Here is a 25,189-nt window from a genome sequence, read left to right on the forward strand (position 1 = left end):
CTGTAATCCTGTTTAATCCGCGTCGGCTAGTGCCACCGCTTCATCGATATCTACTGCGACTATACGTGAAACTCCCGGTTCATGCATAGTGACACCTATTAATTGATCAGCCATTTCCATGGTTATTTTATTATGACTGATATAAACAAACTGCACACTCTGTGACATCTCTTTGAGTAAACGACAAAATCGCTCAACATTGGCGTCATCAAGTGGTGCATCGACTTCATCGAGCATACAAAATGGTGCAGGATTAAGTCTAAATATGGCAAATACTAATGATAAAGCGGTTAACGCTTTTTCTCCACCACTAAGAAGGTGAATCGTACTATTCTTCTTACCTGGAGGTTGCGCCATAATGGTCACTCCAGTTTCAAGTAAGTCATCGTCGGTCAATGCTAAATACGCTTTACCACCACCAAAAACTTTAGGAAACAACCTCGATAAATCCGCATTCACCGCATCAAATGTCACTTTAAAACGACTACGTGTTTCTTTATCAATTTTTCTTATTGCTTCTTCAAGACTGGCTAAGCCTTTGTTTAAATCATTATCTTGATTATCTAAGTAGGCTTTTCGCTCGCTTTGCTGCTCAAACTCTTCAATAGCGGCTAAGTTAATTGCCCCTAAGTGACTTATTCGCGCCCTGACTTTATCTAAACTCTTTTGCCAAGCGCCAACTTTAGCCCCTTCAGGTATCTCTTTGAGTACCGCCTGAATAGTAATTTGTTGCTCTTCGAGTAATTGGTATTGACCGTTAGCTTGACCTTTTAAACCTTCACGCCGTAACTTTAACCCGCTGAGCGATTGAGTCAAGTTTTGAAGTGCACCAAGCTGTTGTTTTTGAATCAATACCGCACTATCGACACGTGTTTGCAACTCAGCTTGTTGCGTCCTGTTGGAATTTAACAATTGTTGCTTTGTTTGTTGGCTATCTAATTGCTGCGATAGTTGATTTTGTAACTGGGCTAACTGCTGATCGCCCAAGGTTTCATTTGTTTGTTTTTGCAGCAATCGCAACTGTTCCGTTTTTTTAGCAAGTCCTTGGCAAACTTGCTGTTGCTTGCTTAATTGCGCAGAAGTCACCGCTGATTGAGTTTGTAACGCCTGTGACTTTTGTTGTAACTGATTAACTTCACGTTCCTGCTGGCTACGTTTCGATTTGCATTCACGCAATTGATGATTCGCTGTCTGCCAGTCTTGATTTGCTTGTTGCTGATGAGCCAACTGCTGCTGGTGCTGACCGGTTAACTGTTCAACTTCACTGGATAGCTGTGCGACAGTTAACTGCCCTTGCTCTATTTGTTGCTGACAATTGACGACTTGCTGATCTAAATTGCTTTTGCGTCGCTGTGTTTCTTTTTGCTGTTTTTGTAAGCTAAGACTCTGTGCCTCAAATTTACTGCAATGAAGCTGCAACTGATGGCACTTAGCTTGAGACGCTGCCATTTGTCCGTGAACATCCGCCACTTGCTGAGTAAGCTCGCTCACTGCAATTTGTTCAGCGAGCAGCGTTTGCTGCAGTTCAGTTATTTCTGTGTCGAGTTGCACAGCTTCATTTTTAAGTGCAAGCTCAGATTGCTGACCTTCTGATTTACTAATCACAAAACCTTGACCGACGAGATAGCCGTCTTTGGTAGCAATAATGGTGTTACGGGACATTCTATTCTCACGAGATACAGAATTGCCACGAGATAAAGAGTTGTCACCAAACTCAGTATTAGTATTTGGGTGTTCGAGTATTAACTTTGCCTCGGCAATGGAATCAACCCAAACCACCTGTTCAAGCCAAGGAGCAAGATTCACCGGCGCTTGAATTTGCGTCTGACTCCAACCTTTATCGCAGCTGACAAACCCTCGTTCATCCCAATTATCAAGCGTGTTGACTTCTGTCTGTAAAATGCCCTGCAAAAGCAAGTCTACTGCTTGCTCCCAACCTGGAGTGACATTAATCACCTGCCATAAGGCTTGTTGATGCTCAGGCTGATTGTTACTCAACCATTGATCAATCAACTCATGGCGAGCAGTCAGCGAGGTTAAATGTTGCTTATTTTGCTGATACTGTTCAGATACTTGCTGCAGTGATTGTTGCTTATCTTCTAGCTGTTCAGTTAACTGATGTTTTATGTCATCTTCTAGTGCTAACTCTTGGGTTAGTGATGTAATCTGTTCATCTAACGCCGCTAGCTCTGCATGATTATTTTCATCAGTGTTGTGTTGTTGCTCAGCTTTTAACGAAATCAGCTGTTGCTGCAACACAGATAAACTTTGCTGCTGATGCTGCAATTTGTTTTGAGTTAACGCCGCTTCCATTTTGGCATTTGACACCGTATCAGACAGAATACTCAGGTGCTGCTGCAGCCCTGCAGCTTTTTCATCAACTTCTTGCAGTTGTTCATCAATGATAGCTAATTCTTCATTTGCACTACTAAGCTGTGGCGTTAAAGACTCAATTTCTGATGTCAGTTGCTGTTCTTGTACTGATAATGTTCGCAACTCATTGCTGGCTTCTTGATGTTGTTTCGTCACATCAGCTAATTGCTGCTCAAGCTGGGAGTCTTGTTGCTGTTGATGCTTCAATTGCTGCTCAAGCTTGGCAATTTCTGTCCCCGCTTGATAATACTGCTCAACGAGCTTTTGTTCACTATCTGATAAGTCAGTGAGTTGGGCCTTTAGCTGAGTTAGCGTAAGTTCGGTGGTTTCACCTTGGGCTTTTTCTGCCGCAATAGATAACTCAAGCTGATTAATTTCAGTCGCAATATTATCACTTTGGCTTTGCAGTTCTTGATATCGCATCACCAGCAATTGAGCATGAAAGTCACGCTCCTGCTGCTTAAGTTCACGATATTGTTTGGCCGCTTGAGCCTGTTGGTCAAGTTTTTCTAACTGAGTGCCAAGCTCTAAGCGAATATCGCTCAGCCGCTCAAGATTTTCACGGGTATGGCGGATCCGATTTTCAGTTTCACGGCGACGCTCTTTGTAACGAGATATTCCCGCCGCTTCTTCAATAAATACTCTAAGCTCTTGGGGTTTTGATTCAATAAGCCGTGAAATGGTGCCTTGCTCAATAATGGCGTAACTGCGGGGACCAAGACCTGTACCCATAAATAAGTCAGTAATATCTTTACGGCGACACTTTTGACCATTAAGGAAATAATTAGAGTCGCCATCACGGCTCACCTGACGTTTAACAGTGATCTCTTGATAACTGGCATATTGACCTGCAAGTCGGCCATCTATATTTTCAAAACTCAGCTCAATACTGGCCACTGATACAGGTTTACGGGCGCTTGAACCGTTAAATATAACGTCCATCATCGAGTCGCCACGTAAATGCTTGGCGCTACTTTCACCCAGCACCCAACGTACAGCATCAATCACATTGGATTTACCACAGCCGTTTGGACCAATAATGGCAGTCAATGGTTGATTAAAAGGAATTTTGGTTGCGTCAACGAACGACTTAAAGCCAGCAAGTTTTATTTGTTTTAATCGCATGTTGCTTAAGTCGTCGTTCCGTTAGGATAAGTAAGTGATATAAAAGTATGAATCAGATATACAGCTAACTTTACCAATCGCGCTGCATTTTGTAACGATTTTTATGACTTAAACACACTTTAAGGCTTGTTTTCCGAGCAATGCGTCACCACAATCAGTAATAAGTAGTTTTTTCAAGGATGTAATGAATGGCAATCAAACCCGTTAAAAGTGGTGTAAATTATTTTATTGATGGCTTTAAGCTGATAAAACAGCCAGGGCTACGTACTTTTGTGTTTATTCCCTTAATGGTCAACTTAGTCTTATTTTCAACAGCAATTTATTTTGCTGTCGGCAAACTAGATGAATTATTTGGTTGGATGAACAGCCAAATACCTGAATACCTGACTTGGCTTAACTTTTTCTTGTGGCCGCTCGCAATCGTCAGCTTATTAGTGGTGATGTCATTTGTATTTAGCTCTGTGATGAACTGGATTGCAGCCCCTTTTAATGGACTGCTTGCCGAAAAAGTTGAAATGCATCTAACGGGTAAACCACTCAATTCTGGGACCACAGTTGATCTTATAAAAGACTTACCGCGGATCCTAGGGCGAGAATGGATTAAGCTTAAATACTATCTACCCAGAGCATTACTTTTTTTAGTGCTATTTATTGTACCTGTTGTTGGTCAAACTGCAGCGCCTATCCTTTGGTTCTTGTTTAGTGCTTGGATGATGGCGATTCAATATTGTGATTTTCCTTTTGATAATCACAAAGTCCCTTTTAATGATATGAAATTTGCTTTAGCTCAAACTAAAGGTACCAGCTACAGTTTTGGCGCAGCGGTGACTTTATTTTCAATGATACCTATCGTTAACTTTATCGTGATGCCTGTGGCGATTTGTGGTGCAACAGCCATGTGGGTCGATAAATACCGTGAAGCGTATAAACATCCAGAAATCGCTCCCGAATAACCTATTCGCCCCCTATCCTAATAAAAATGCCCAAGCTTGCTTAGGGCATTTTTATTTACAGGACTAATATATACAGGTCTAAAGTCTAAGCTTGATTAATCCCCCTTAATCAAACGAATCGATACAAAACAAACAACGCTAAAACTTACCTAATCTAGCAACACGACAACGACCCACACCCAACCAAAACATTTTAGTTACAATTTGAAACCATTTAAACACAAATAGTTAACGACCTTATCGATGGATTTTGCGACAATTGCTCAAACTCATCATAATTCTTACGTATATTGTGAATAAAACTGTTTATTTTCATACTCTTTTATCAGGCTTCTTTGCCACATCCCTCAGTTTAAGTGCCCCAGTAAATGCTGGCGATCCTCAGCAATTCAATGTCACGATTCCGACATTAACTCAACACGCTGAGATAGATGGTGAATTCAATGAGCCACAGTGGCAACAAGCCGCCAATATTCAACTTAAATACGAAACCTCTCCGGGTGAGAACATTGCCGCATTAGTAACAACAGATGCCAAAATATTCGCAACTGAAACCAGCCTATTTGTTGCCTTTACAGCCCATGACAATAACCCTTCTCAAATTCGCGCTAATTTACGTGATCGTGATAATTCATGGGGTGATGATCAAGTCGGGATTAAGCTAGATACATTCAATAATGCCCGTCTGGCTTATCAATTTTTCGTCAACCCCTATGGCGTTCAAAATGACTCTATTGAAAATGAGCTCACTGGCCAAGAAAGTGATGCATGGGATGGGATTTGGTATAGCGCGGGTAAATTAACCGAGCAAGGCTACCAAGTAGAAATCGAACTGCCTCTTAGATTATTTAACTTTGATGATAAAAAAGACATTCAAACTTGGGGAATAGAATTAGTCAGATTTTACCCTCGCAATGAAACTCACCGTTTATCAACCAACAAAATTGATAGAAACGTATCATGTCAACTATGTCAATTAGGCACTGCAACAGGATTAGCTGGCGCGCAGCAAGGCCAAGATATTCAAATTACCCCATCTATTGTTGCAGCGAGAAATAGCCAACGAGAATTGAATCCAAATCAGCCATGGCAAGATGAAGATGATATTGAGGTTGGATTAGATTTACGTTGGGGTATTACCCCGACAACCTTGCTTAATGCCACAATTAATCCTGATTTTTCTCAAGTCGAGGCAGATTCAGGTCAACTCGATGTGAATAATAATTTCGCATTGTTTTACCCTGAAAAACGGGCATTTTTTTTAGATAACAAAGACTATTTCGATACTCAATTAAGCTTATTACACACTCGAAATATTAGTTCGCCAGATTATGGACTTAAATTAACGAGTAAAACTGACGACCATACCATTGCTGTATTAGCGGCAAACGATGAACAAACCCAGTTTCTAGTACCTGGAAACTTAAGCTCAGACGTCGCCACCATAGATGAAGAAAGCTATAACCTTGCAGCACGATATCGCTTTGATCCAAGCAGTGAGCTTTCTTTTGGTGGCTTAGTTACCGCAAAACAATCAGATAACTACCATAACTATGTCGCCAGTGTTGACACCAAATGGCAACCGACAAAACAAGATACATTTACTGCACAATATGTCTTTTCTGATACCGAATATCCTGAAGATTTCTTTCAGCAGTTTTGTAACGGCGATGACTGCTCAACTCCCCCACAAGGCTGTGAAATTGGCAATTGTGATTATAACGAACGCGTACTGCGAACCAAAAAGCAAGGTAACTTTTCTGACAGCATGTATCGCATCAGTTATGACCATGAACGCCGAAATTGGCGTGCATTTTCACGCTATGAATCCACTGGCGAAGACTTTCGAGCTGACTTAGGTTTTATTGAACGCATTGACGCCAGTAAGTTTGTTGCAGGTGGCAATTACTATTGGTACCCAACGGACAACTTCTTTAGCAAGATCCAGTTTGGTGGTGATTGGGATATTACTCATAATCAAAATAATGAAAAAATTGAACAAGAAGCCGAACTATCAGTGAGCTTTGAAGGTGGTTGGCAAAGTTATATTGCTACAGGTATTGTCCACAAAGATCGTGTTGGTCGTCGTCTTGATAGTTCTTCACTTGCTATTGATGGCAATACAAGCATGTATACCATCGACCTAATGTGGTTTTACACTAACTTTGTGCCATTCGACTCGTTAAAAATTGAGTTCGATAGCAACTATGGTGACGATATTGATTACGCCAATGATCGCCCTGCAACAGTGACGATGTTCAACCCTGCGTTTGAATGGAAAATTACCGATTCAATTATTTTAGATATAGACCATAAATACCAAGCGCTTGATGTGGATGAAGGTCGATTATTTACCGCTAACCTAACTGATTTACGCTTAAATTGGCAAATAACCTTAAACAGTTTCTTACGTTTATCGAGTGTTTATACTGATATTGAGCGCGACCCAGACTTATATCAATATCAATCACCCAATGAACAATATCAAAATTTAGGCAACGAGATTTTATACGGCTATAAACTCAATCCTCAGTCGGTATTCTATTTAGGTTACTCTGATGGATTAATTTCTACCGATGACATTGACTCATTAACTCAAAAAGATAAAACCTACTTTATGAAAGTCAGTTACGCTTGGTTGCTCTAGTCAAACCTTAGGTTAATGAATCAAAAAGGACTGCCGAAGCAGTCCTTTTTTATAACCATATAAACAATAAAGCGAGCTTATAACACCACTTTATTTCGTCCAGCTTCTTTTGCTTCATACAAACACAAATCAGCACGATGTAATAAAGTATCTAAGTTAGTATCGGTCGACTCCGCTTTGGCAATACCGCAACTAAAGCTAATCGTTAGCTCACCCGCGTCAGTGATAAAAGGCTGAGAATTAACTTGTTGTCTAAATTTATCCATCACTGTGAATGCACGGTCACCATCAAGTCCTTTAAAAGCCACGACAAACTCTTCACCGCCAAACCTTGCAACAGTAAAGTGTTGTCCGAAAGCATTTTTAAGTCGTTTAGCAAACTCAAACAACACTTGATCGCCCACATCATGTCCGTGAGTGTCATTGACCTTTTTAAAAAAGTCGATATCAATTAAGCCCAATGCAAATTGACCAGAATCAGAGACATCTTTTTCATGTTGGGTAAAAAAGTAACGTCGAGTATAGGCCTTAGTTAAATAATCACGGTTAGCTTGTTCCCATAAGCTACGGATCATGTCTAACGAGTCAAGCGTATTTAACACACGGCAATGAAACTCTTCGTGGACAAACGGCTTTTGCAAAAAGTCATTAGCGCCATTCTTGATGAAACGTGCAGACAGACTTTCATCCGTATCATTTGAAAGACCAATAATGGCTAAATCTTCACGGCTAAACTTTTCGCGTACTTTTAGAATTAACTCGAAGCCATCAACATTAGGCATGTTGTAATCAGTGATCAGCAATTGAATATCAGGAGTTTCATTTAATACCGTGATTGCCTCTGCGCCATCACAGGCTTCTAGCACAGTAAAAAGTTGCTGCTCAAGTAAAACCTTAACGAACTTACGACTCACTACTGAGTCGTCTGCCACCAACACTTTGACATGTTGATTTTGATCCAACCTCGCCACAAGCTTAACCACGTACTCATAACTGAATCGATTTTCTTTTAACACGTAGTCAGCAATACCCAATTTAAGCAATTTTTTACGCTGACGAGCATCAAGGTTTGAAGATAAAACAATACAAGGAGTTTGATAAGACATCAGCACCAGCTGGGCAATTTCGCCATCTGGTGCATCTGGTAGGTTCAATTCGGCAACCACAACAAAATAGGAATGTTGTTCTAGTAAGGCATTCGCTGATGAAACATCTGCCGCAATATCAACTTCACAATGCAGCTCTTGCATTAACAAATGCCGAAGTACTTTAGATACAGCTTCGTTATCTTCAACAATCAATATACGCAATTAATTCACCTATTTATTATTAGGTCTTTTCTAAAATGATGCTCCCAATAGAATAGCCAGCACCAAATGAACAAAGCAGCCCTAAATCACCAGTCGTAAAATCTTGATTATATTTATGAAATGCAATAATCGACCCGGCTGAAGCAGTATTAGCATATTCATCCAACACCACTGGGGCTTTCAATTTTGTAACATTATCACCGAGAAGTTTACGAACTACAAACATATTCATATTAATATTTGCTTGGTGGAGCCATAACCTCTTAAATTCATTGGCTTGGATCTGCTCTTCTGCCAGCTGTTTATCTAAATGTTGGTAGATCATTGGCAATAATTCTTTGAATACTTTTCGACCTTGCTGATGGAATAATTTATCTGGTTTTTCAGCATTGTTCGGATCGCAGCGGTTAATATGGCCAAAATTACTGCGGATATTATTAGAAAAGTCGGTAAAACATTGGCTAGAAAGTACATTAAATGCATGTTCAGATTGAGCAAGCGATGCACGTTCAACCACAACAGCTGTTGCCACGTCGCCAAAAATGAAGTGGCTGTCCCTATCCCGATAATTCACTTGCGGTGAGCAAATCTCAGGATTAATGACTAATACTCTTGATGCAGTACCTGATTGGACTGCATTTACAGCATTAACAATCGCAAAGGTCGCCGATGAACACGCCACCAGCATGTCATAGGCAAAACCTTTAGTGCCCATAGCTTGTTGAATTTCAATCGCAATAGCAGGATAAGAACGTTGCGTGTAAGCGCATGCCACAATCACCAAATCAATATCTTCTGCATTAAGCTGAGCTTGCTCTAATGCTTGTTGAGCAGCTTTAATGCCAATTTCAGCCTGCATTGAAAGCGCATCTGATGGTTTATCGGCAATTAATGGCATCATCACTTTAGGATCTAAAATCCCATCTTTGACCATCACATAGCGGCTTTTAATCCCTGATGCTTTTTCAATAAACTCAGCTGAAGAATGTGATAAAGCGGCAAGCTCACCAGATTCAATTTCGGTACTGTGCTGCGCATTAAATTCGTCTACATAGGTATTAAAACTTAACACTAACTCTTCGTTACTTACGCTAAATGGCGGTGTGTAAAGGCCGCTACCTGAAATAACCACTTTGTTCATATTAGATCTGCCGTATCAATTTGGTGAAAACAACAATTCATCTCGGTGTTGAACCTTGAGCTGAAGCTTACGTGTTGAACAAGTAATGACTTTGTTCATTACGCCCAATAAGAAAGGATGAATTGCGCTTTTGTAATGTCAGTCTATTACTATCTTTAGTAATCGCTAAGCACAAAATGCTGATTTAGCGATGGTCAGACCATCGAGCTCATTGAAGCGTGCTTAACTAAGACATTGTTATATAAGCAGATGCTTTATTATTATAATTGAGTTAACTTTAATAACTAAAAGGAATAACGAATAACAAAGTATCACTGTTAAAGCCTCTTAAACCGATTATCATTAGACAATGCCAACATAGGAGCAAACCATGAGCAACATTTACGAAGACAATTCATATACGCTAGGTAATACCCCACTAGTGCGCCTTAATCGAGTAAGCAATGGTAAAGTGTTAGCCAAAGTTGAAGCACGTAATCCAAGTTTCAGTGTTAAGTGCCGTATTGGTGCGAACATGATTTGGGATGCTGAGAAAAAAGGCACCCTAACAAAAGAAGTAGAATTAGTAGAGCCAACTTCTGGTAACACAGGTATTGCACTTGCATATGTTGCAGCTGCTCGTGGTTACAAACTTACCCTTACTATGCCAAACACAATGAGTCTTGAGCGTCGTAAGTTGCTTAAAGCACTTGGTGCTAACCTTGTGTTAACTGAAGGCGCTAAAGGTATGAAAGGTGCGATTGATAAAGCCGAAGAAATTCGTCAATCAGATCCTGCTAAGTACTTAATTCTTGGTCAATTCAGTAACCCAGCTAACCCAGAGATCCACGAGAAAACAACGGGTCCAGAGATCTGGAACGATACTGACGGTGACGTTGCAGCATTTGTAGCAGGTGTTGGTACTGGTGGTACTATTACAGGTGTAAGTCGTTACCTTAAAGCACAGAACAAAGATATTGTTTCTGTTGCAGTAGAGCCTGTTGACTCTCCTGTTATCGCACAAGCAAAAGCAGGCCAACCACTTCAACCTGGACCACATAAAATCCAAGGTATTGGCGCAGGTTTTATCCCTGGTAACCTAGATTTAGAGATGGTTGATTTAGTAGAAGCCGTCAGCAACGAAGATGCTATTGCTATGGCTCGTCGCCTAATGGAAGAAGAAGGTATCTTAGTGGGTATTTCTTCAGGTGCTGCCGTTGTAGCTGCAAACCGCATTGCTGAAAAGCCAGAATTTGCAGGTAAGAACATTGTTGTAATCCTGCCATCAGCAGCAGAACGTTACCTGTCATCTGCACTATTTGCTGGCGCATTTGGTGACAGCGAAAACGTACAGTAATACACAGTCAAAGATTGTTTTAATAAAAGCCCAGCAATTGCTGGGCTTTTTTATACTCAAAATAAGATTTAACAAATAGAATCAACCAAAACTTGGTTTATTATCGGCTACTCGGAAACAGTTTTAATTACTGCAATTCTGTCTACAAAAATGGATTGTTGCCCCACTCAACCCAACATTAAAATATACTAATTGACACTGAATCATTGAGATTTGTAATTCTTATAATTGGCACTAAAAATGACTAAGCTAATTCATTAGCGTTTTCGCTAAATCTAATACATAGTCTTTAGCCACATGTTGAGATAACAATGAAATAAAGCCTCTAAAAGCCAATCGCATTATGTGAATGATTAAACAATCTCTATTTGTTGTTTCTAACAGAAATCATATGAACAAACTTCAAAGATAGAACAGTCTAAATTAATACAAATCAATTTAGTCATTAAAATACAAAGTGAATCTCAACTATATCCAGTTATATGGCAAGGGATGTTGTTCCACTCAAAGCTTCATGATTCAAACCATTCATCGTTAATGAACATGACCATGATCTAAGCCTCCTTGAAGAAACTCATCACCGACTAAATAATCATTTTTCCAGTTTTCGATCGATAATGGCTCAAATCGTCCTTTATCTTCTATTGGGAACCGAATAGGTTGACCAGGGTTAACTCCTTTCAACACCTTTGAATCTTTAACCACGATGGTGCCATTTACAATAACGAAAGGAATGCCTGTGGTTGGCAAAGTACCTTTTGCATAAGTCGCATTGTCTTTGACTGTTTTTGGATCAAGGATGGTGATATCTGCAATCATTCCTTGCTGCATACGCCCTCTAACCTTCATTGCTTCAAGACCTGTTTTACCTAGGTATTTAGCTTGGTTATAACTCGACGCAGCTAAAATTTGCATTAATGGTATGCCCTCTTCACGTGCAATACGTAAACAAGTCCCATGCGTACCAGCTAATCTGGGATGAGTATTCGGAATGTCTTCATAAGGGGTTTCCCATACAGGTTCTTCATCCCACCCACCAGGTAACATCATTGCATCACTGGCGAATGTTACGCCAGGAAGGCGGCACCAATCAGGTATCGCTTTAGGATCCATTTTATAAAGTACTACTTGTGTAGCTGGCGCCTTTGCTAATACTTCTTGGTATGTTTCCATAGTATAAAAATCACCAGTTAATGGGTCTTGCATGGTGTTTTCATATTTATTACCAAGTTTTTCAACCCAGGTTTCGGGTTTGATAAATGCTGCATTTATGGTGGTTTGCCCTGCAGCGTATGGATAAATCTCACCCCACACGTTATGTCCTTGCGCTCTTAATTTTACCAACAGTTCTTGTACTAACTCCCAACCTGGATTGTTATAGTGATTGATAATAGCTGGCGAGTTTAATGCAATCGCATTGGTTAGAATTTCTTGAGCACCATTTGCTTCAGTAGTGACTGTTCCGGGTGTATACCTTAGATGCACAGCTGTTGGGCGGCCGTAATTAGCACCAACTCGCTGAATCTCAAACATTTCTCTTGCTGTGGCGCCAGGCATGTAACCAACTGTTGATGCTACACCAAGGGCACCCTGTCTCAGCCCTTCATCAATGATGGTCAACATATGATTACCTTCATCAAGGTTAGCTACCTTTTCAAACCAAGCAGTACCTGAGGACCTTCCTTTGACCACTGACCATGATGCATCTAATAAATCCTCATCGGGTAAATTTTGCATCACTTTAGTACGGGCAAATTCATGGCCTGATCCCGTGCCATAATTGACTTGACTATTATTTTCGTGCATCTGATACCAATCACTTACTCTAGGGCCATAAACGCCAGCTTCTAAATCCATTGCAGTAGTGACACCATCTCGCAAAGCCAATTTATAACCAATAGGACGTGTCCAATGAAAATGAGTATCGATAAAACCTGGAGCAACAACTAAACCTTTAGCATCGATTTCCTCATGACCTTTTATGGCTTTATCTGTAATGATTATAATTTTATTGCCTTTAATACCTACATTCGCAACAGCGTCAAACTGAGTTTCAGGATCCATCACTCGTCCATTTGTGATCACTAAATCATAATCTTGTGCTGTAGAAAAGCTACTCGCCAACATGCTTAGCATAAGAACAGTTAGAAACCTCAATGTTAGATTCATAAAAATCTCTCCTTTTAATTCTTTAAAGCCATTTAAATAACACTTACTGGGCAATAACTAACAATCACCAAACAATCGAATATCAATTATCTATGCAACACTTAATCATTGAAAAATACACTATTATTTAGTGCTAACTAAAGTAAATATAGTTGAAGGAATAGAGCTGGATCAAATTCTTATCTAATATCGTTTGTTAACATTGGCGCACTTTAACATTCACTCCAGATTGTCTCCTTATATGTCTTTTTACCAATCCCCTAAATCTATATCCGCTTATGACGCTAAGTTTGAAGCCCAAAAAATTGCCTTCGCTCCTGTTAGTTTCCAAGTGGCCCGTTGTTTAAGCCAGTTTGGCTTACTTGCACAAATCGATAATGCTGGAGAAACGGGTATCAGCCTTACGGAATTAACTAACAACAATGACCTTTCTGAATATGCCATTCACGTGTTACTGGATATGGGATTAAGCATGGGGATATTTTGGTGTAAAGATGAGTTATATCGATTAGATAAAACAGGATATTTCTTACTGCATGACGATATGGCATCCAAGAACCTGAATTTTATCCATGATGTTTGTTATCAAGGTTTATTTGAGCTAGAAGCATCGCTTAAACAAGGCAACGCAGCGGGATTAAAACACTTAGGAGAATGGGACACCATTTACCCAGGATTAAGCCAACTGCCAGAACAGACAAAACGTAGTTGGTTTGAATTTGACCATTATTATTCAGACCACGCATTTGACAGTTTACTGCCGATGATTTTCAAATCTCAGCCACAACATATAGTCGATGTCGGTGGCAATACTGGTAAATGGGCATTCGCTTGTACTGGCTATGATGCAAACGTCAACGTCACCATCATGGATCTACCAGGGCAACTAGCCGTAGCGATGGAAAACGCACGCAACAATATGGTCGATGATAGAGTGTTTCCATTTGAAACAGACCTATTAGACCCAAACAAACCATTTTTTGAAGGCGGTGATTTATACTGGATGAGTCAGTTCTTGGACTGTTTTTCAAAGCAGCAAATTATCACCATTTTAAAACGCACAGTTGCCGCAATGAAACCTAACAGTGAACTGTGTATTTTAGAAACCTACTGGGACAGGCAACCTTACGAGGCGGGAGCATATTGCGTAAACGCCACATCACTTTATTTTACCGCAATAGCGAATGGCTATAGCCGCATGTATCACAGTAAAGATATGTTAAAGATGATCAGTGAAGCAGGTCTTTACGTTGATGAAGACATCGACAATATTGGCTTAGGGCACACCTTATTACGCTGTAAGGTAAAACCATAGGCTAAAACTCCTCATTGTTTACACTTATCAAACTGTAACACCATTGAGTAATTACGTTAAAATCTCTCCATATTGGCAAGCGCTTGAATTAAATTTAACATTTACATTCAAGCGGTATTGCCTACAAATCCAGTAAACATCTGCCATACAGCACTTGTTAAATCGTGATTAACCTCACAAAATCAATTTAGCAACATTAAAATTAACGCCTTTTTGCTAATACATTTTGCAACATCTTCAAACGTCACCACTTTAGTTGAAGCTAATCATGCACGACATTTCTTTACCGTAGTTACACAAAAAATCCACATTTGCGCTCAAAAAACAACCCATCCAAGCTTTATCTATTCAGTTACACCCTCTTAGCGTTCGTAACAATATGTGACACCAAAAGTCTATGTTAATTTTAAAAACAAAAACAAGACATAATTATAACAAAAATAACAACTTACCCCTGTAACAGTCATGTTGCCAATGTTATTTAAGTATGATTTTATCCATCTTCCGCAAAGACCTGTTAACCCCATTTACAAGTCAACAAAGAGATTTACTAATTAAAAACGCGGCTTTGATAAAATCAATATAGGAAGAGATGAGATGCAGCTTAATTCAAAAGTAGCCAATGCAATTCGCATAGCATTGGTTGGCGGAGCATTCACCGCAGCGATAAGTTCTCCAGTAGTGCTAGCTGCTGAAGAAGGTGCAGATGTAGAACGCATTCAAATTACTGGTTCACGTATTAAACGTACCGACTTAGAAACAGCGACGCCTGTCACTGTTCTTAGTGCAGACGATATGGCAAAGCAAGGCTTTACCACTATCCAAGATGCACTGCAAAACTTAACGTCGACCACAGGAGCCATGACAACTCAAGAAGTCCATGGTTTCACGCCTGCTGCATCTTCAATCAGTTTACGTAACGCAGGTGCAAGCCGTACATTAACGCTTATTGATGGTAAGCGCTTAAATCAGTACCCAAAACCAGCAGGCGGAACGGATAACTTCGTAGATACAGCTAATTTACCAATGGAAGCAGTTGAAAGAATTGAGGTTCTTCAATCTGGTGGTTCTGCAGTTTACGGCGCAGATGCTGTTGGCGGTGTAATTAACATTATCTTGAAAAAAGATTTTGACGGTGCAGCCCTTAAATATCGTCATGGCGATACTATGGAAGGCGGCGGAATGAATGATCGTATCGCGCTTTCATTAGGTTCTTCAAACGAGAAAGGCAACGTATCAACCTTCATTGAATTCAGTAGCAATGAAGCATTACAAGCCACAGATCGTGAAAACTTCGGTCTACACACAGATAAAGTGCCACACAGTGACTACTCACAATACAGCTCTTATGGTGCGCGTATTGCTGGTACAGGCACAGGGGCTCGTTCACTGTCGCCTCAAGAATGTACTGATGGCGGCTTCTTCTGGGATGATGCACGCAGCATTTGTGGTTTTGACCGCTCAGAATGGCGTGACTTAGAGCCAGAAAGCTATCGCTTTATCAGTACAACTAACTTTAACTATGAACTATCTGACGATATCACTTTCTTAGGTCGTCTTGATTTTGCTAACGCTAAATCAACCACCAACTTTGAACCAATGGCAATTGATGATTACGATATCAATGTTTCAGGTGATGACTTAACCGTGAGCTACGGCGATTTGATGAGCAAGACATTCAGCAAATCAACCGGGCTTGGTGGTGACTTCGCTAATGCTACTGATGGCGATTACTACTATGTTCGACGTCTACACGAATTTGATAACCGTAGTGGCGAAACGAACACCAATAACTACTTTTTCTCAGCAGGTCTTCAAGGCGTTTTAGCTGATGAGTACGACTGGGATATGTCTGTAAACTACGGCCGTACCAACGTCGATGTTTACCGCAGCGGTTTTGCAACTGTTGGTGGCATGTTCGATTACATCACTGCAGGTGAAAACGGTAATTCATTACTTGAAAATATGTCTGACGAAGATGTTGAAGCAGCGTCTTACTCTCCATTTGAGCGTGCTCAGTCAACTCAAAAGAACGTTCAAGCAAACATCACTGGTATGGCGTTTGAAATGCCTGATGGCGATGCCATGTTTGCATTTGGTGCTGAATACACAGAACAAGACTATGAAACAGAATCTGATTCTGAAACCCAAAATGGTTCAGTGCTAACAACAGGTGGTTCATCTGGTGCTGGCGAACGTGATTTCTGGGCAACTTATGCAGAATTAAGTGTCCCATTAATGGACGAATTAACAATCGCTGCGGCGCTTCGTTACGATCACTACAGCGACTTTGGTGGTAATTTATCACCACAAGTAACCGTAGAATACCGTCCTGTTGACGAGTTATTGGTTCGTGGTTCTTGGAGTAGCGTATTCCGAGCCCCTGATATGCACCGTGTATATGGTGATGCGACAAACGGCTTCACTACAGTTATCGACTTTAAACAGTGTCAAGCAATGGGCGGACAACCTGGCGTTACTAACCCAGATCCAACCATCAATGAAATCTGTAATGAGCTTCACATTGACACCACAACGGGTGCAAACAAAGATCTAGAAGCAGAAACAGGCTACACAGCTAACATCGGTGCAGTTTGGGGTGGCGATAGCTTAGAAGCATCGATTGACTTATGGGAATGGAAACTTGACGACATGGTAAGCGATATTAGCGCTTCGACTGCCGCTCAAGAATACGACACCTATGAAGATATGATCACTCGTGATGCAAGTGGCACAATCACTCACATCAACACTGTGGCTCAAAACTTAGCGTATCAAAAAGTGCGTGGTATTGATTTAACAGCTGGTTACAGCTGGGACTTCAATGATATGGGTGAATTACGAGTTAACTTTAATGGTACTTACATTTTGTTATCTGAAGGTCAGTTAAACCCAACTTCAGATGTTGATGACGACATTGAAGACGGCGGATTACCTCAGTACCGTGCCAACATGATCTTCACCTACTTCATTAATGACTTTGAAACCACGCTAGGTGCTTACCATACAGCACGTATGCACGGTGTGTCTTACAGCTCATTCATTGATGATGACGAGTTCAGCGAAGAAGATTTAGAAGTCGCATCACAGACTAAGTGGAATCTAACATCGGCTTATAACTTCACAGATAACATGAAGTTAACGGCTGGTATCGTCAACCTATTTGACGTAGGTCCTAACTTTGACCCAACCAACACATCATGGCCTCACTACCCTCGTAGCGTCTACAACGCTCGCGGACGTGAATGGTTTGTTGAAGGTGAAGTTAAGTTCTAGCGTTAATGTAATACAACTTTAAGTGTCTCCCGACTCTAACGGCATCAAAAGTATCTGATGCCGTTTTTTTATGTTTAAGATTAGATAAAAAGATTAGCTAAAAGATTAGCTAAAAGATTAACTAAACCCAAAGTAATGAGCAGCAACAACCGTCATACTAGATAATACAAATAAGCCCACCATAAAGCGCCAAATAAACTTAAACCAATTGCCCCAATCCACACGACATACCCCTAACGTCGCCATTAAAGAAGCAGACGTTGGCACCAATACATTGGTAAAGCCATCACCTAATTGAAACGCTAACACCGCAACTTGACGGGTCACTCCGACAAGATCAGCAAGAGGCGCCATTAAGGGCATAGTTAACGCAGCTTGACCAGAGCCTGAAGTCACAAAGAAATTAAACACCGACTGAAACAACAACATAAACCAAGCTGAAAGTGCTGTAGGTAATTGGCCAATGACATTCCCTGCACTGTGCAAAATAGTGTTCAGCACACTCGGTTCAGCTGCGCCAGCACCGCCGAGTAATAACAAGATACCAGAAGCACAACCTACCAATACTGCAGGCTCAAGCATCGTGCCTGCACCTTGCTTAAAACTCACTGCAACCTTATTCATATTTAAACCATTTAGGTTAAATACAACCCCAATCACCCCCACGATAATTCCCATCGTAAAGAACTGGCTAGCAATTTCTGGAATAAACCAAGCATGTGCAATCACGCCCCATATCACCCAGGCAATTGTGCCAACTATAGTCAGTAGCACTAAAATATCACCAAGATTAAAACGACTGTCTTTGACATGACCTTGCTGGTTATCACGGAAAAATTGATCCGACTCGTAACTAAAAGATGCTGTTGGCGTTTGTTGAATTTTACTGGCATAACGCATGGTAAAAGCAATACCAATTAGCGTGAAACCAAACCACATTATGGCACGAACACCTGCACCAGAAAGTACAGGCACCCCAGCAATGCCTTGTGCAATTGCCACACTAAATGGGTTCATCCAAGAGCTGGCAAAACCAATTTGAGTTGCAACATAAGTCACCATCACAGTACAGGTGGAGTCGTAACCTAATCGAATCATTAACGGGCAAATAATAATCGCAAATGCAATGGCCTCCTCGCCCATTCCAAATACTGCGCCGCCCAATGAAAACAAACTGAATATCACCGGAATAAAGAGTTTTTCATTGCCTTGAGTTTTATCAATTAACCGCAAAATACCGTTATCTATGGTGCCCGTTGCCATCACGACACCAAAGGAGCCTCCAATGACGAGCATGAACATAATCACCCCGATGGCGCTGCCCCATTTAGAGCCAGACACCATACCTTCAAAGGCAAAATTAAAAAAGCCAACCTCGCCATGGCCTTTAAACAACGAGATAGGCTCAACTTTAGGCTCGCCAGCGTCATCTAAAGCATATTGAAACGAATTAGGGTCGATTACCGTGCGTGTTTTTTCTGCTCCGTCGATAACATAATGAGCATCTAGAGTTGAAAAAGAACCGATAGGGATAATATAGGTCAGCAACGCAGCAGCAAGAGCAACAAAAAAGATAATCACCAAGGTATCTGGCATCTGCCTTGTGGTGTTACCTGTCAAGTTGGTGGAATGTGCTTGAGGCGAATTGCCTTGGGATGAGTCGGAAGTTACTGGTTCTTGATGTGGCGAATTCATTTACAGTCCATTTTTAAGTTATTGTTATATGGATTAATGCCAACGCATTAGGCATTTTTATGACACTGGCATACTACAATAGCTAATAAAAAATTCCCATATGCTTTGAAATCGCACCGAAAATAAACCGTAATTGAGTTATTGAACCACAGCATTAGCTGTCGAGTGACAGTCTGTTTTTCAGTGAGATTTAAGCAGCGATTCATATTCACTTTGTATTTAAATTAACCACCATTTTTTGCGCCACTGTTTGAAAAAGAGTTAATTCATCATCAGCTAGCCCTTGCGTCATTTGTTGATATATCTGTTTATCAATCTGATTAATCTTACCCATGATAAGCTGACTTTCTTCGGTTAAACGCAAACATTGACTGCGCTTATCTTCTGGGTTCGGCTCTTTCACAATCAAGCCCTGAGTGATTAACGTGTTCAGTAACCTTGTTACCTGGGCTTTATCTCGATTTAAAAAGTTAGCAATGTCTATCGCTGTACACGGTGATTTTTTATTAATTATTTTAAGCACTCTGACATGCATTGGCGCCACATCTATATCAAGTTGTTCAATATTATCATGTAGTTGCCTTTTCAATACATGTACTAATTGAAACAAACCTTCTAAGGATTTTCGATCTTGCATAATTCACCCTCACCAAAAACTAGTTGACATTGTCAACCAAAAAGGAATATAGTTGACATTATCAACCAAGTTAAACCAAATCACAAGACAAGAGGATAACAATGAATCCACAAGCCGTAATGACCTCTTCGCAAATTGAACAAATTAATGAGCCTAAAGTGGGTCAACAAAAAGCCTCGATTATCGTAAAAATACTTACGGTTATGGGAATGATGTCACTTATGGGCGGCACATTAACAGGCTTCATGACTTATATGAATCTTGGCTTGAGTGACACCTTTTTTGCAGACTAGTTTTCTGCTTTTGCTTTAGCTGCGGTCACTATCATGCCAATCGGTTTTACATTAATGGTGGTACTGACCAAACTCACCGAGAAATACCTGCCTCATGCAAGTGAAAAAGTACGCAATGTATTAATCGGTCTCACGATGGCCTGTCTTATGGAATCGGGCATTGCCTTATCAACTGTCATTAACAGTATCGGAATCAATGATATGTCTATCCTGCTTTCTGCATGGTCGCAAACCGTGCTGGCAGCCTTACCCGTTGCTCTTGTCATGATGATAACCGTCTCATTAACGATAAAGCCTAAAGTCGAAGCCATTCTTAAAAGCTAACCTTGATTTTAGCCAGGTTATTCAAAACATCATCAGTCATTTTTTATCGTGATAAATCCAGTATCACACTACATATAAAGGTATTAATTATGAATACGATTTTACACAAAGGTCATCAGTACCGTATTACGATTGAAGAAATCAATCTCGCTGATAACCAAACCGGTCAAACGTTAGATTTTGAATTTCAAGATAGAGAAGATGTACTGAATGTCGTTGAAAAACTGCAAAAAGGTAGCGGCCTTGAGCCTCAAGAAGCCACTAAAGTGGCATTGGGATTAAGATTATTGGGCCCGATAATGATGCAAAACCGCAAGCATCCACTATTCGCCGAGTTTATGCCACATTTTAAAAACTTTATGCATCATCTAAAAAGCACTGTTAAACAGGCAGTAAAGCAGCAAGCGATTAATTAATGTGCCATAAGTTTGTAAGAGGATTAATGGTAGATCGCCTAATTATAAATTGTCTAAATGTAAATCACTTAGCTGTAAATAGCGTTGTAACTGGCGATGCTAACATCGATCACTCTTAGCTGATTTAAATTGGTTTTGAATGAATCAATACAAAAAGCCCAGCATTTGCTGAGCTTTTTAAAAGAGGGTTATTTGATAACGTTTATCTTAGCGAATCTTTTTGTTCCGCTTTAGTCACTAAGGACCCATGACTCGCGCCCTGCGAACCAATAGTTAACTGCCCTTGTTGTACTAACCAAAAACCAAGTCCAATAAAGACCCCACCACCAACAATATTACCTAGTGTCACAGGGATAAGGTTATTAAACACAAAGCTTAATAAAGTTAAGTCAGCATATTGTTCTGGGCTGATATTAAGCGCAACATAAAAACTTTCAGGAGCAAAAGCATGAATCGCAACCCCTAATGGCACCATAAACATATTCGCAATGCTATGTTCAAAACCACTACTGACAAACATTGCAACAGGCAGCATCATTAATAATGATTTGGTCAGTAAATCTTTTGTCGCAAAAGTCATCCAAACCGCTAGACATACAAGCATGTTACATAAAATGCCTAAAGTGAAAGCTTGTACCCAAGTATGGTGTATTTTATGTTGGGCAATATTAAGTGCATTTAGCCCCCATTGCCCGCCATTTAACTCGAACATGCGTGACATCATAATCAGAAGCACCATCAATAAGGCGCCAACTAAGTTGCCTGCATAAACTCTCGCCCAGCATTGCAATTGGGTTGATGTTTTCACTTGTTTTTGTGCCCAAGGAATTGAGGTTAATACCGTACTGGTGAACAACTCAGCTCCACACACTACTACTAAAATTAGCCCTAAGCTGAAAGCCAGACCGCCAATAAAACGAGTCATTCCCCAATCACTGGTGCTTCCTGTCGTCACCGTGACATAAAATACAAAGGCAATGGCAATAAAAGCACCAGCAAAAATCGATAAAGTAAAAGATTGCCAAGGGCTTTTGGCTATTTTGGCTAAGCCAAATGATTCAGCTTGCTGATAGGTCGAATTTGACGGCGCTGGGGAGGTATTCACTGTTTTCGGCGGGCAATTAACCTGCTCATGCGATGTTGGGGTTATCTCATCGGCAATTTCAGCGTCTTGCTGTTGATCTTGCCCAGTTAATTTTTGCATAAAAACCTCAAATCGCTTTTTAAAAATAAACAACACTTACCATGCACACTTTAAGCGTATCAATATCAAGCAACGAGTGTTGTGATAACCATTATTGAAACCAAAAACAAACACGCATCACTCTTAACAAGATACACAAAAGTAAATTGGTAAGACCAAGATTACCAGTATCAAAACTCAATCACTTTTGACAAATTTACAATTAAACATCGCTAATAAACTATCAGCTTATCTAAAAAATGCTATATATCAGTATAGCAAATCATCATCACAACAAGAAAGCATGACAAAGTGTGCATTTGGAGTGTCGCAAGGGTAGTCACTCTTGGCTAAATAGAAAACTGTTTGCTCAAAAAGTGTTACCCAGCTAACATTTTTGTCGATATCTTACTCAATTTTGATTTAATTAAGTGATGTTGCATAGAAGCTATGATAATATTCATTAGGTAAATTGGTCTTACCAATTTATAGTTTAACAAATTTTCGCTGACATTGTAAAAATATTATGGTGCTAGCACACAGATTAGATGCCCTTGCAATTATCCATTAATAGGGGTCTCAATTTTTTGAACTGCCAGCTTGGTTGTAACAGTTACCCATTACCATTAAATGGCAGATCAACAGTTAATTGACGAGAAGGTAAAATACCATGACCGATAAAACAGAATTATTTGCAAACGCTTGGCAAGGTTTTGAAGCTGGTGATTGGAAAACTGAAGTTAACGTTCGCGATTTTATTCAGAAAAACTACACTCCTTATGAAGGCGACGAGTCTTTTCTAGCTGGTGCTACTCAAGCAACTACCACACTTTGGGACAAAGTGATGGAAGGGATCAAGCAAGAGAACAGCACACATGCCCCTGTTGATTTCGATACTGAAATGGTATCAACCATTACCTCTCATGACGCTGGTTACATTAACAAAGAGTTAGAAACCATTGTTGGTTTGCAAACTGATGCTCCTTTAAAGCGTGCCATGCTACCTAACGGTGGTATTCGTATGGTTGAAGGTTCTTGCAAAGCTTATGACCGCGTACTAAACGAAGACATCAAGTACACCTATTCAGAACTACGTAAAACACATAACCAAGGTGTTTTCGATATTTACACGCCAGAAATCATGGCATGTCGTAAATCAGGTGTATTGACTGGCTTGCCAGATGCATACGGCCGTGGTCGTATCATTGGTGATTACCGTCGTATCGCGCTTTACGGTATCGACTACCTAATGCAAGATAAGTTTGCTCAATTCTCTTCACTTCAAGCTGGTTTTGAAGCGGGTGAGGATTTATCAAACACGATGCAATTACGTGAAGAAATTGCAGAGCAACACCGCGCCTTAGGCCAAATGAAAAAAATGGCTGCAAAATACGGCTGTGATATTTCATTACCTGCGACCAATGCTAAAGAGGCCATCCAATGGACTTACTTTGGTTACCTTGCCGCAGTGAAAAGCCAAAATGGCGCAGCAATGTCTTTAGGCCGTACTTCTTCATTCCTTGATATCTTCATTGAGCGCGATATTGCTAACGGCGTATTAACTGAAGAACAAGCGCAAGAAATGGTTGACCATTTTGTGATGAAATTGCGTATGGTGCGTTTCTTACGTACTCCAGAATATGATGAATTATTCTCAGGCGACCCAATTTGGGCAACTGAATCAGTTGCAGGTATGGGTCTAGACGGCCGCACTTTAGTCACTAAGAACAGCTTCCGTTTCTTACATACCCTATACAACATGGGCCCAAGCCCTGAACCAAACATTACTGTTTTATGGTCGAATGCGTTACCACAAGGGTTTAAAAACTACTGTGCAAAAGTATCTATCGATACTAGCTCTATCCAGTACGAAAATGACGACCTAATGCGTCCAGATTTTGAATCTGACGATTATGCTATTGCATGTTGTGTTAGCCCGATGATTGTGGGTAAACACATGCAGTTCTTTGGTGCTCGCGCTAACTTAGCAAAAACCATGCTTTACGCCATCAATGGCGGCGTGGATGAAAAGTTAAAAATCCAAGTTGCACCTAAAGCAGATGCCATCACTTCAGATGTACTTGACTTTGATGATGTAATGAACCGTTTAGACGGCTTAATGGATTGGTTAGCAACACAATACGTGACAGCGCTTAATTCTATACATTACATGCACGACAAATACTCTTACGAGTCTGCATTAATGGCGCTTCATGACCGTGATGTACGTCGTACTATGGCATGTGGTATTGCAGGTCTTTCTATTGCAGCGGATTCTTTATCTGCAATTAAGTTTGGCACTGTTAAGCCTATTCGTGATGAAGATGGAATTGCTATCGACTTTGATATTTCTGGTGAATATCCGAAGTTTGGTAACAACGACCCACGCGTAGATGACATAGCTTGTGATTTAGTTGAACGTTTCATGGCGAAAATCCGTACTAAGAAAATGTACCGTAACGCTATTCCAACGCAATCAATCTTAACCATTACCTCTAACGTGGTTTATGGTAAGAAAACAGGTACGACACCTGATGGACGTCCTGCTGGCGCGCCATTTGCTCCAGGTGCAAACCCTATGCATGGCCGTGATGAAAACGGTGCGATTGCATCACTTACATCAGTAGCGAAACTGCCTTTTGCTCATGCACAAGACGGTATTTCTTATACTTTCTCTATCGTACCAAATGCGTTAGGTAAAGATGAATTAGGTCGCCGCGCCAACTTAGCATCATTAATGGACGGCTACTTTATGAGTAACGCCAATAGCGAAGGTGGTCAGCATTTAAACGTTAACGTGATGAACCGTGAAATGTTAGAAGATGCCATCGTTAACCCTGAGAAATACCCTCAATTAACTATTCGAGTTTCAGGCTACGCTGTTCGCTTTAACGCTCTAACACCTGAACAACAGCAAGATGTAATTACACGTACTTTCACTAAAGGCTTGTAATAATTCTTAAAATTGGTTGTACTTAACTTTATTAGTGTTTCAT

16 protein-coding genes are annotated in these 25,189 nt (G+C 40.5%); 9 read left to right on the plus strand and 7 right to left on the minus strand.

From position 1 onward, the window contains the following. Positions 1 to 12: 12 nt before the first annotated feature. The gene (gene smc / locus A9267_RS20765; RefSeq protein ID WP_065110599.1) at positions 13 to 3,498 is read right to left on the minus strand and encodes a chromosome segregation protein SMC; all 3,486 of its coding nucleotides are present in this window, start codon (positions 3,496 to 3,498) and stop codon (positions 13 to 15) included. A 188-nt stretch (positions 3,499 to 3,686) separates the two neighbouring features. On the opposite strand from smc, the gene cysZ reads away from it, so the two are divergent. Together cysZ and A9267_RS20775 are read left to right on the plus strand one after the other, a co-directional pair. Next, a complete protein-coding gene (cysZ, locus tag A9267_RS20770) occupies positions 3,687 to 4,451 on the plus strand; it encodes a sulfate transporter CysZ (protein ID WP_055024702.1) in 765 nt (254 codons plus the stop codon). A gap of 292 nt (positions 4,452 to 4,743) precedes the next feature. Then, the gene (locus A9267_RS20775) at positions 4,744 to 7,098 is read left to right on the plus strand and encodes a carbohydrate binding family 9 domain-containing protein (RefSeq protein WP_065110617.1); all 2,355 of its coding nucleotides are present in this window, start codon (positions 4,744 to 4,746) and stop codon (positions 7,096 to 7,098) included. Positions 7,099 to 7,175: 77 nt separating this feature from the next. Here A9267_RS20775 and A9267_RS20780 read toward each other — a convergent pair whose 3' ends face one another. Continuing rightward, positions 7,176 to 8,408: a response regulator gene (locus tag A9267_RS20780; protein ID WP_065110600.1), complete on the minus strand. Its 1,233-nt coding sequence runs from the start codon at positions 8,406 to 8,408 to the stop codon at positions 7,176 to 7,178. 19 nt (positions 8,409 to 8,427) lie between these two features. Next, a complete protein-coding gene (locus A9267_RS20785) occupies positions 8,428 to 9,549 on the minus strand; it encodes a beta-ketoacyl-ACP synthase III (protein ID WP_055024705.1) in 1,122 nt (373 codons plus the stop codon). Between the two features lie 370 nt (positions 9,550 to 9,919). Here A9267_RS20785 and cysK point away from each other — a divergent pair, with 370 nt between their 5' ends. Then, a complete protein-coding gene (gene cysK, locus A9267_RS20790; protein WP_055024706.1) occupies positions 9,920 to 10,885 on the plus strand; it encodes a cysteine synthase A in 966 nt (321 codons plus the stop codon). A gap of 534 nt (positions 10,886 to 11,419) precedes the next feature. Here cysK and A9267_RS20795 read toward each other — a convergent pair. After that, positions 11,420 to 13,054 (minus strand): amidohydrolase family protein, encoded by a 1,635-nt coding sequence (locus A9267_RS20795; RefSeq protein ID WP_065110601.1) that lies wholly within the window; start codon positions 13,052 to 13,054, stop codon positions 11,420 to 11,422. Between the two features lie 241 nt (positions 13,055 to 13,295). Here A9267_RS20795 and A9267_RS20800 point away from each other — a divergent pair, with 241 nt between their 5' ends. Continuing rightward, positions 13,296 to 14,369: a methyltransferase gene (locus A9267_RS20800; protein WP_065110602.1), complete on the plus strand. Its 1,074-nt coding sequence runs from the start codon at positions 13,296 to 13,298 to the stop codon at positions 14,367 to 14,369. Between the two features lie 597 nt (positions 14,370 to 14,966). Then, on the plus strand, positions 14,967 to 17,645 hold the full coding sequence (locus A9267_RS20805) for a TonB-dependent receptor (protein WP_055024708.1): 2,679 nt from the start codon (positions 14,967 to 14,969) through the stop codon (positions 17,643 to 17,645). Between the two features lie 117 nt (positions 17,646 to 17,762). On the opposite strand, the gene yfcC is transcribed toward A9267_RS20805, so the two are convergent. Next, entirely contained in the window at positions 17,763 to 19,241 is a 1,479-nt protein-coding gene (yfcC, locus tag A9267_RS20810) for a putative basic amino acid antiporter YfcC (RefSeq protein ID WP_065110618.1), read from the minus strand. A 307-nt stretch (positions 19,242 to 19,548) separates the two neighbouring features. Then, complete coding sequence (locus tag A9267_RS20815) at positions 19,549 to 19,977, minus strand: MarR family winged helix-turn-helix transcriptional regulator (RefSeq protein WP_065110603.1); 429 nt, start codon at positions 19,975 to 19,977, stop codon at positions 19,549 to 19,551. Between the two features lie 101 nt (positions 19,978 to 20,078). Here A9267_RS20815 and A9267_RS21985 point away from each other — a divergent pair, with 101 nt between their 5' ends. The 3 genes from A9267_RS21985 (at position 20,079) to A9267_RS20825 (ending at position 21,010) form a co-directional block, all read left to right on the plus strand. Continuing rightward, positions 20,079 to 20,270, plus strand: coding sequence for a hypothetical protein (locus tag A9267_RS21985; protein WP_197495575.1), 192 nt, complete (start codon positions 20,079 to 20,081; stop codon positions 20,268 to 20,270). A 33-nt stretch (positions 20,271 to 20,303) separates the two neighbouring features. After that, positions 20,304 to 20,594: a DUF2798 domain-containing protein gene (locus tag A9267_RS21990; protein WP_197495576.1), complete on the plus strand. Its 291-nt coding sequence runs from the start codon at positions 20,304 to 20,306 to the stop codon at positions 20,592 to 20,594. Positions 20,595 to 20,683: 89 nt separating this feature from the next. After that, positions 20,684 to 21,010 carry a DUF3861 domain-containing protein gene (locus A9267_RS20825; RefSeq protein WP_065110604.1) on the plus strand — a complete coding sequence of 109 codons (327 nt, stop codon included), beginning with the start codon at positions 20,684 to 20,686 and terminating at the stop codon, positions 21,008 to 21,010. Between the two features lie 202 nt (positions 21,011 to 21,212). Here A9267_RS20825 and focA read toward each other — a convergent pair whose 3' ends face one another. Beyond that, a complete protein-coding gene (gene focA, locus A9267_RS20830; protein WP_065110605.1) occupies positions 21,213 to 22,214 on the minus strand; it encodes a formate transporter FocA in 1,002 nt (333 codons plus the stop codon). 649 nt (positions 22,215 to 22,863) lie between these two features. On the opposite strand from focA, the gene pflB reads away from it, so the two are divergent. After that, positions 22,864 to 25,146, plus strand: a complete 2,283-nt coding sequence (gene pflB / locus A9267_RS20835; RefSeq protein ID WP_055024713.1) for a formate C-acetyltransferase — start codon at positions 22,864 to 22,866, stop codon at positions 25,144 to 25,146. The last annotated feature ends 43 nt before the right edge of the window (positions 25,147 to 25,189 follow it).

The organism is Shewanella sp. UCD-FRSSP16_17 (assembly GCF_001675935.1).
Classification (GTDB): Bacteria; Pseudomonadota; Gammaproteobacteria; order Enterobacterales; family Shewanellaceae; genus Shewanella; species Shewanella japonica.

Excerpts from the sequence above, each read along its gene's own strand:
- smc (WP_065110599.1), bottom strand. The coding sequence starts at position 3,498 with ATGCGATTAAAACAAATAAAACTTGCTGGCTTTAAGTCGTTCGTTGAC.
- cysZ (WP_055024702.1), top strand. The coding sequence starts at position 3,687 with ATGGCAATCAAACCCGTTAAAAGTGGTGTAAATTATTTTATTGATGGC.
- A9267_RS20785 (WP_055024705.1), bottom strand. The coding sequence starts at position 9,549 with ATGAACAAAGTGGTTATTTCAGGTAGCGGCCTTTACACACCGCCATTT.
- cysK (WP_055024706.1), top strand. The coding sequence starts at position 9,920 with ATGAGCAACATTTACGAAGACAATTCATATACGCTAGGTAATACCCCA.
- A9267_RS20795 (WP_065110601.1), bottom strand. The coding sequence starts at position 13,054 with ATGAATCTAACATTGAGGTTTCTAACTGTTCTTATGCTAAGCATGTTG.
- A9267_RS20800 (WP_065110602.1), top strand. The coding sequence starts at position 13,296 with ATGTCTTTTTACCAATCCCCTAAATCTATATCCGCTTATGACGCTAAG.
- A9267_RS20805 (WP_055024708.1), top strand. The coding sequence starts at position 14,967 with ATGCAGCTTAATTCAAAAGTAGCCAATGCAATTCGCATAGCATTGGTT.
- yfcC (WP_065110618.1), bottom strand. The coding sequence starts at position 19,241 with ATGCCAGATACCTTGGTGATTATCTTTTTTGTTGCTCTTGCTGCTGCG.
- A9267_RS20815 (WP_065110603.1), bottom strand. The coding sequence starts at position 19,977 with ATGCAAGATCGAAAATCCTTAGAAGGTTTGTTTCAATTAGTACATGTA.
- A9267_RS21985 (WP_197495575.1), top strand. The coding sequence starts at position 20,079 with ATGAATCCACAAGCCGTAATGACCTCTTCGCAAATTGAACAAATTAAT.
- A9267_RS21990 (WP_197495576.1), top strand. The coding sequence starts at position 20,304 with ATGCCAATCGGTTTTACATTAATGGTGGTACTGACCAAACTCACCGAG.
- A9267_RS20825 (WP_065110604.1), top strand. The coding sequence starts at position 20,684 with ATGAATACGATTTTACACAAAGGTCATCAGTACCGTATTACGATTGAA.
- focA (WP_065110605.1), bottom strand. The coding sequence starts at position 22,214 with ATGCAAAAATTAACTGGGCAAGATCAACAGCAAGACGCTGAAATTGCC.
- pflB (WP_055024713.1), top strand. The coding sequence starts at position 22,864 with ATGACCGATAAAACAGAATTATTTGCAAACGCTTGGCAAGGTTTTGAA.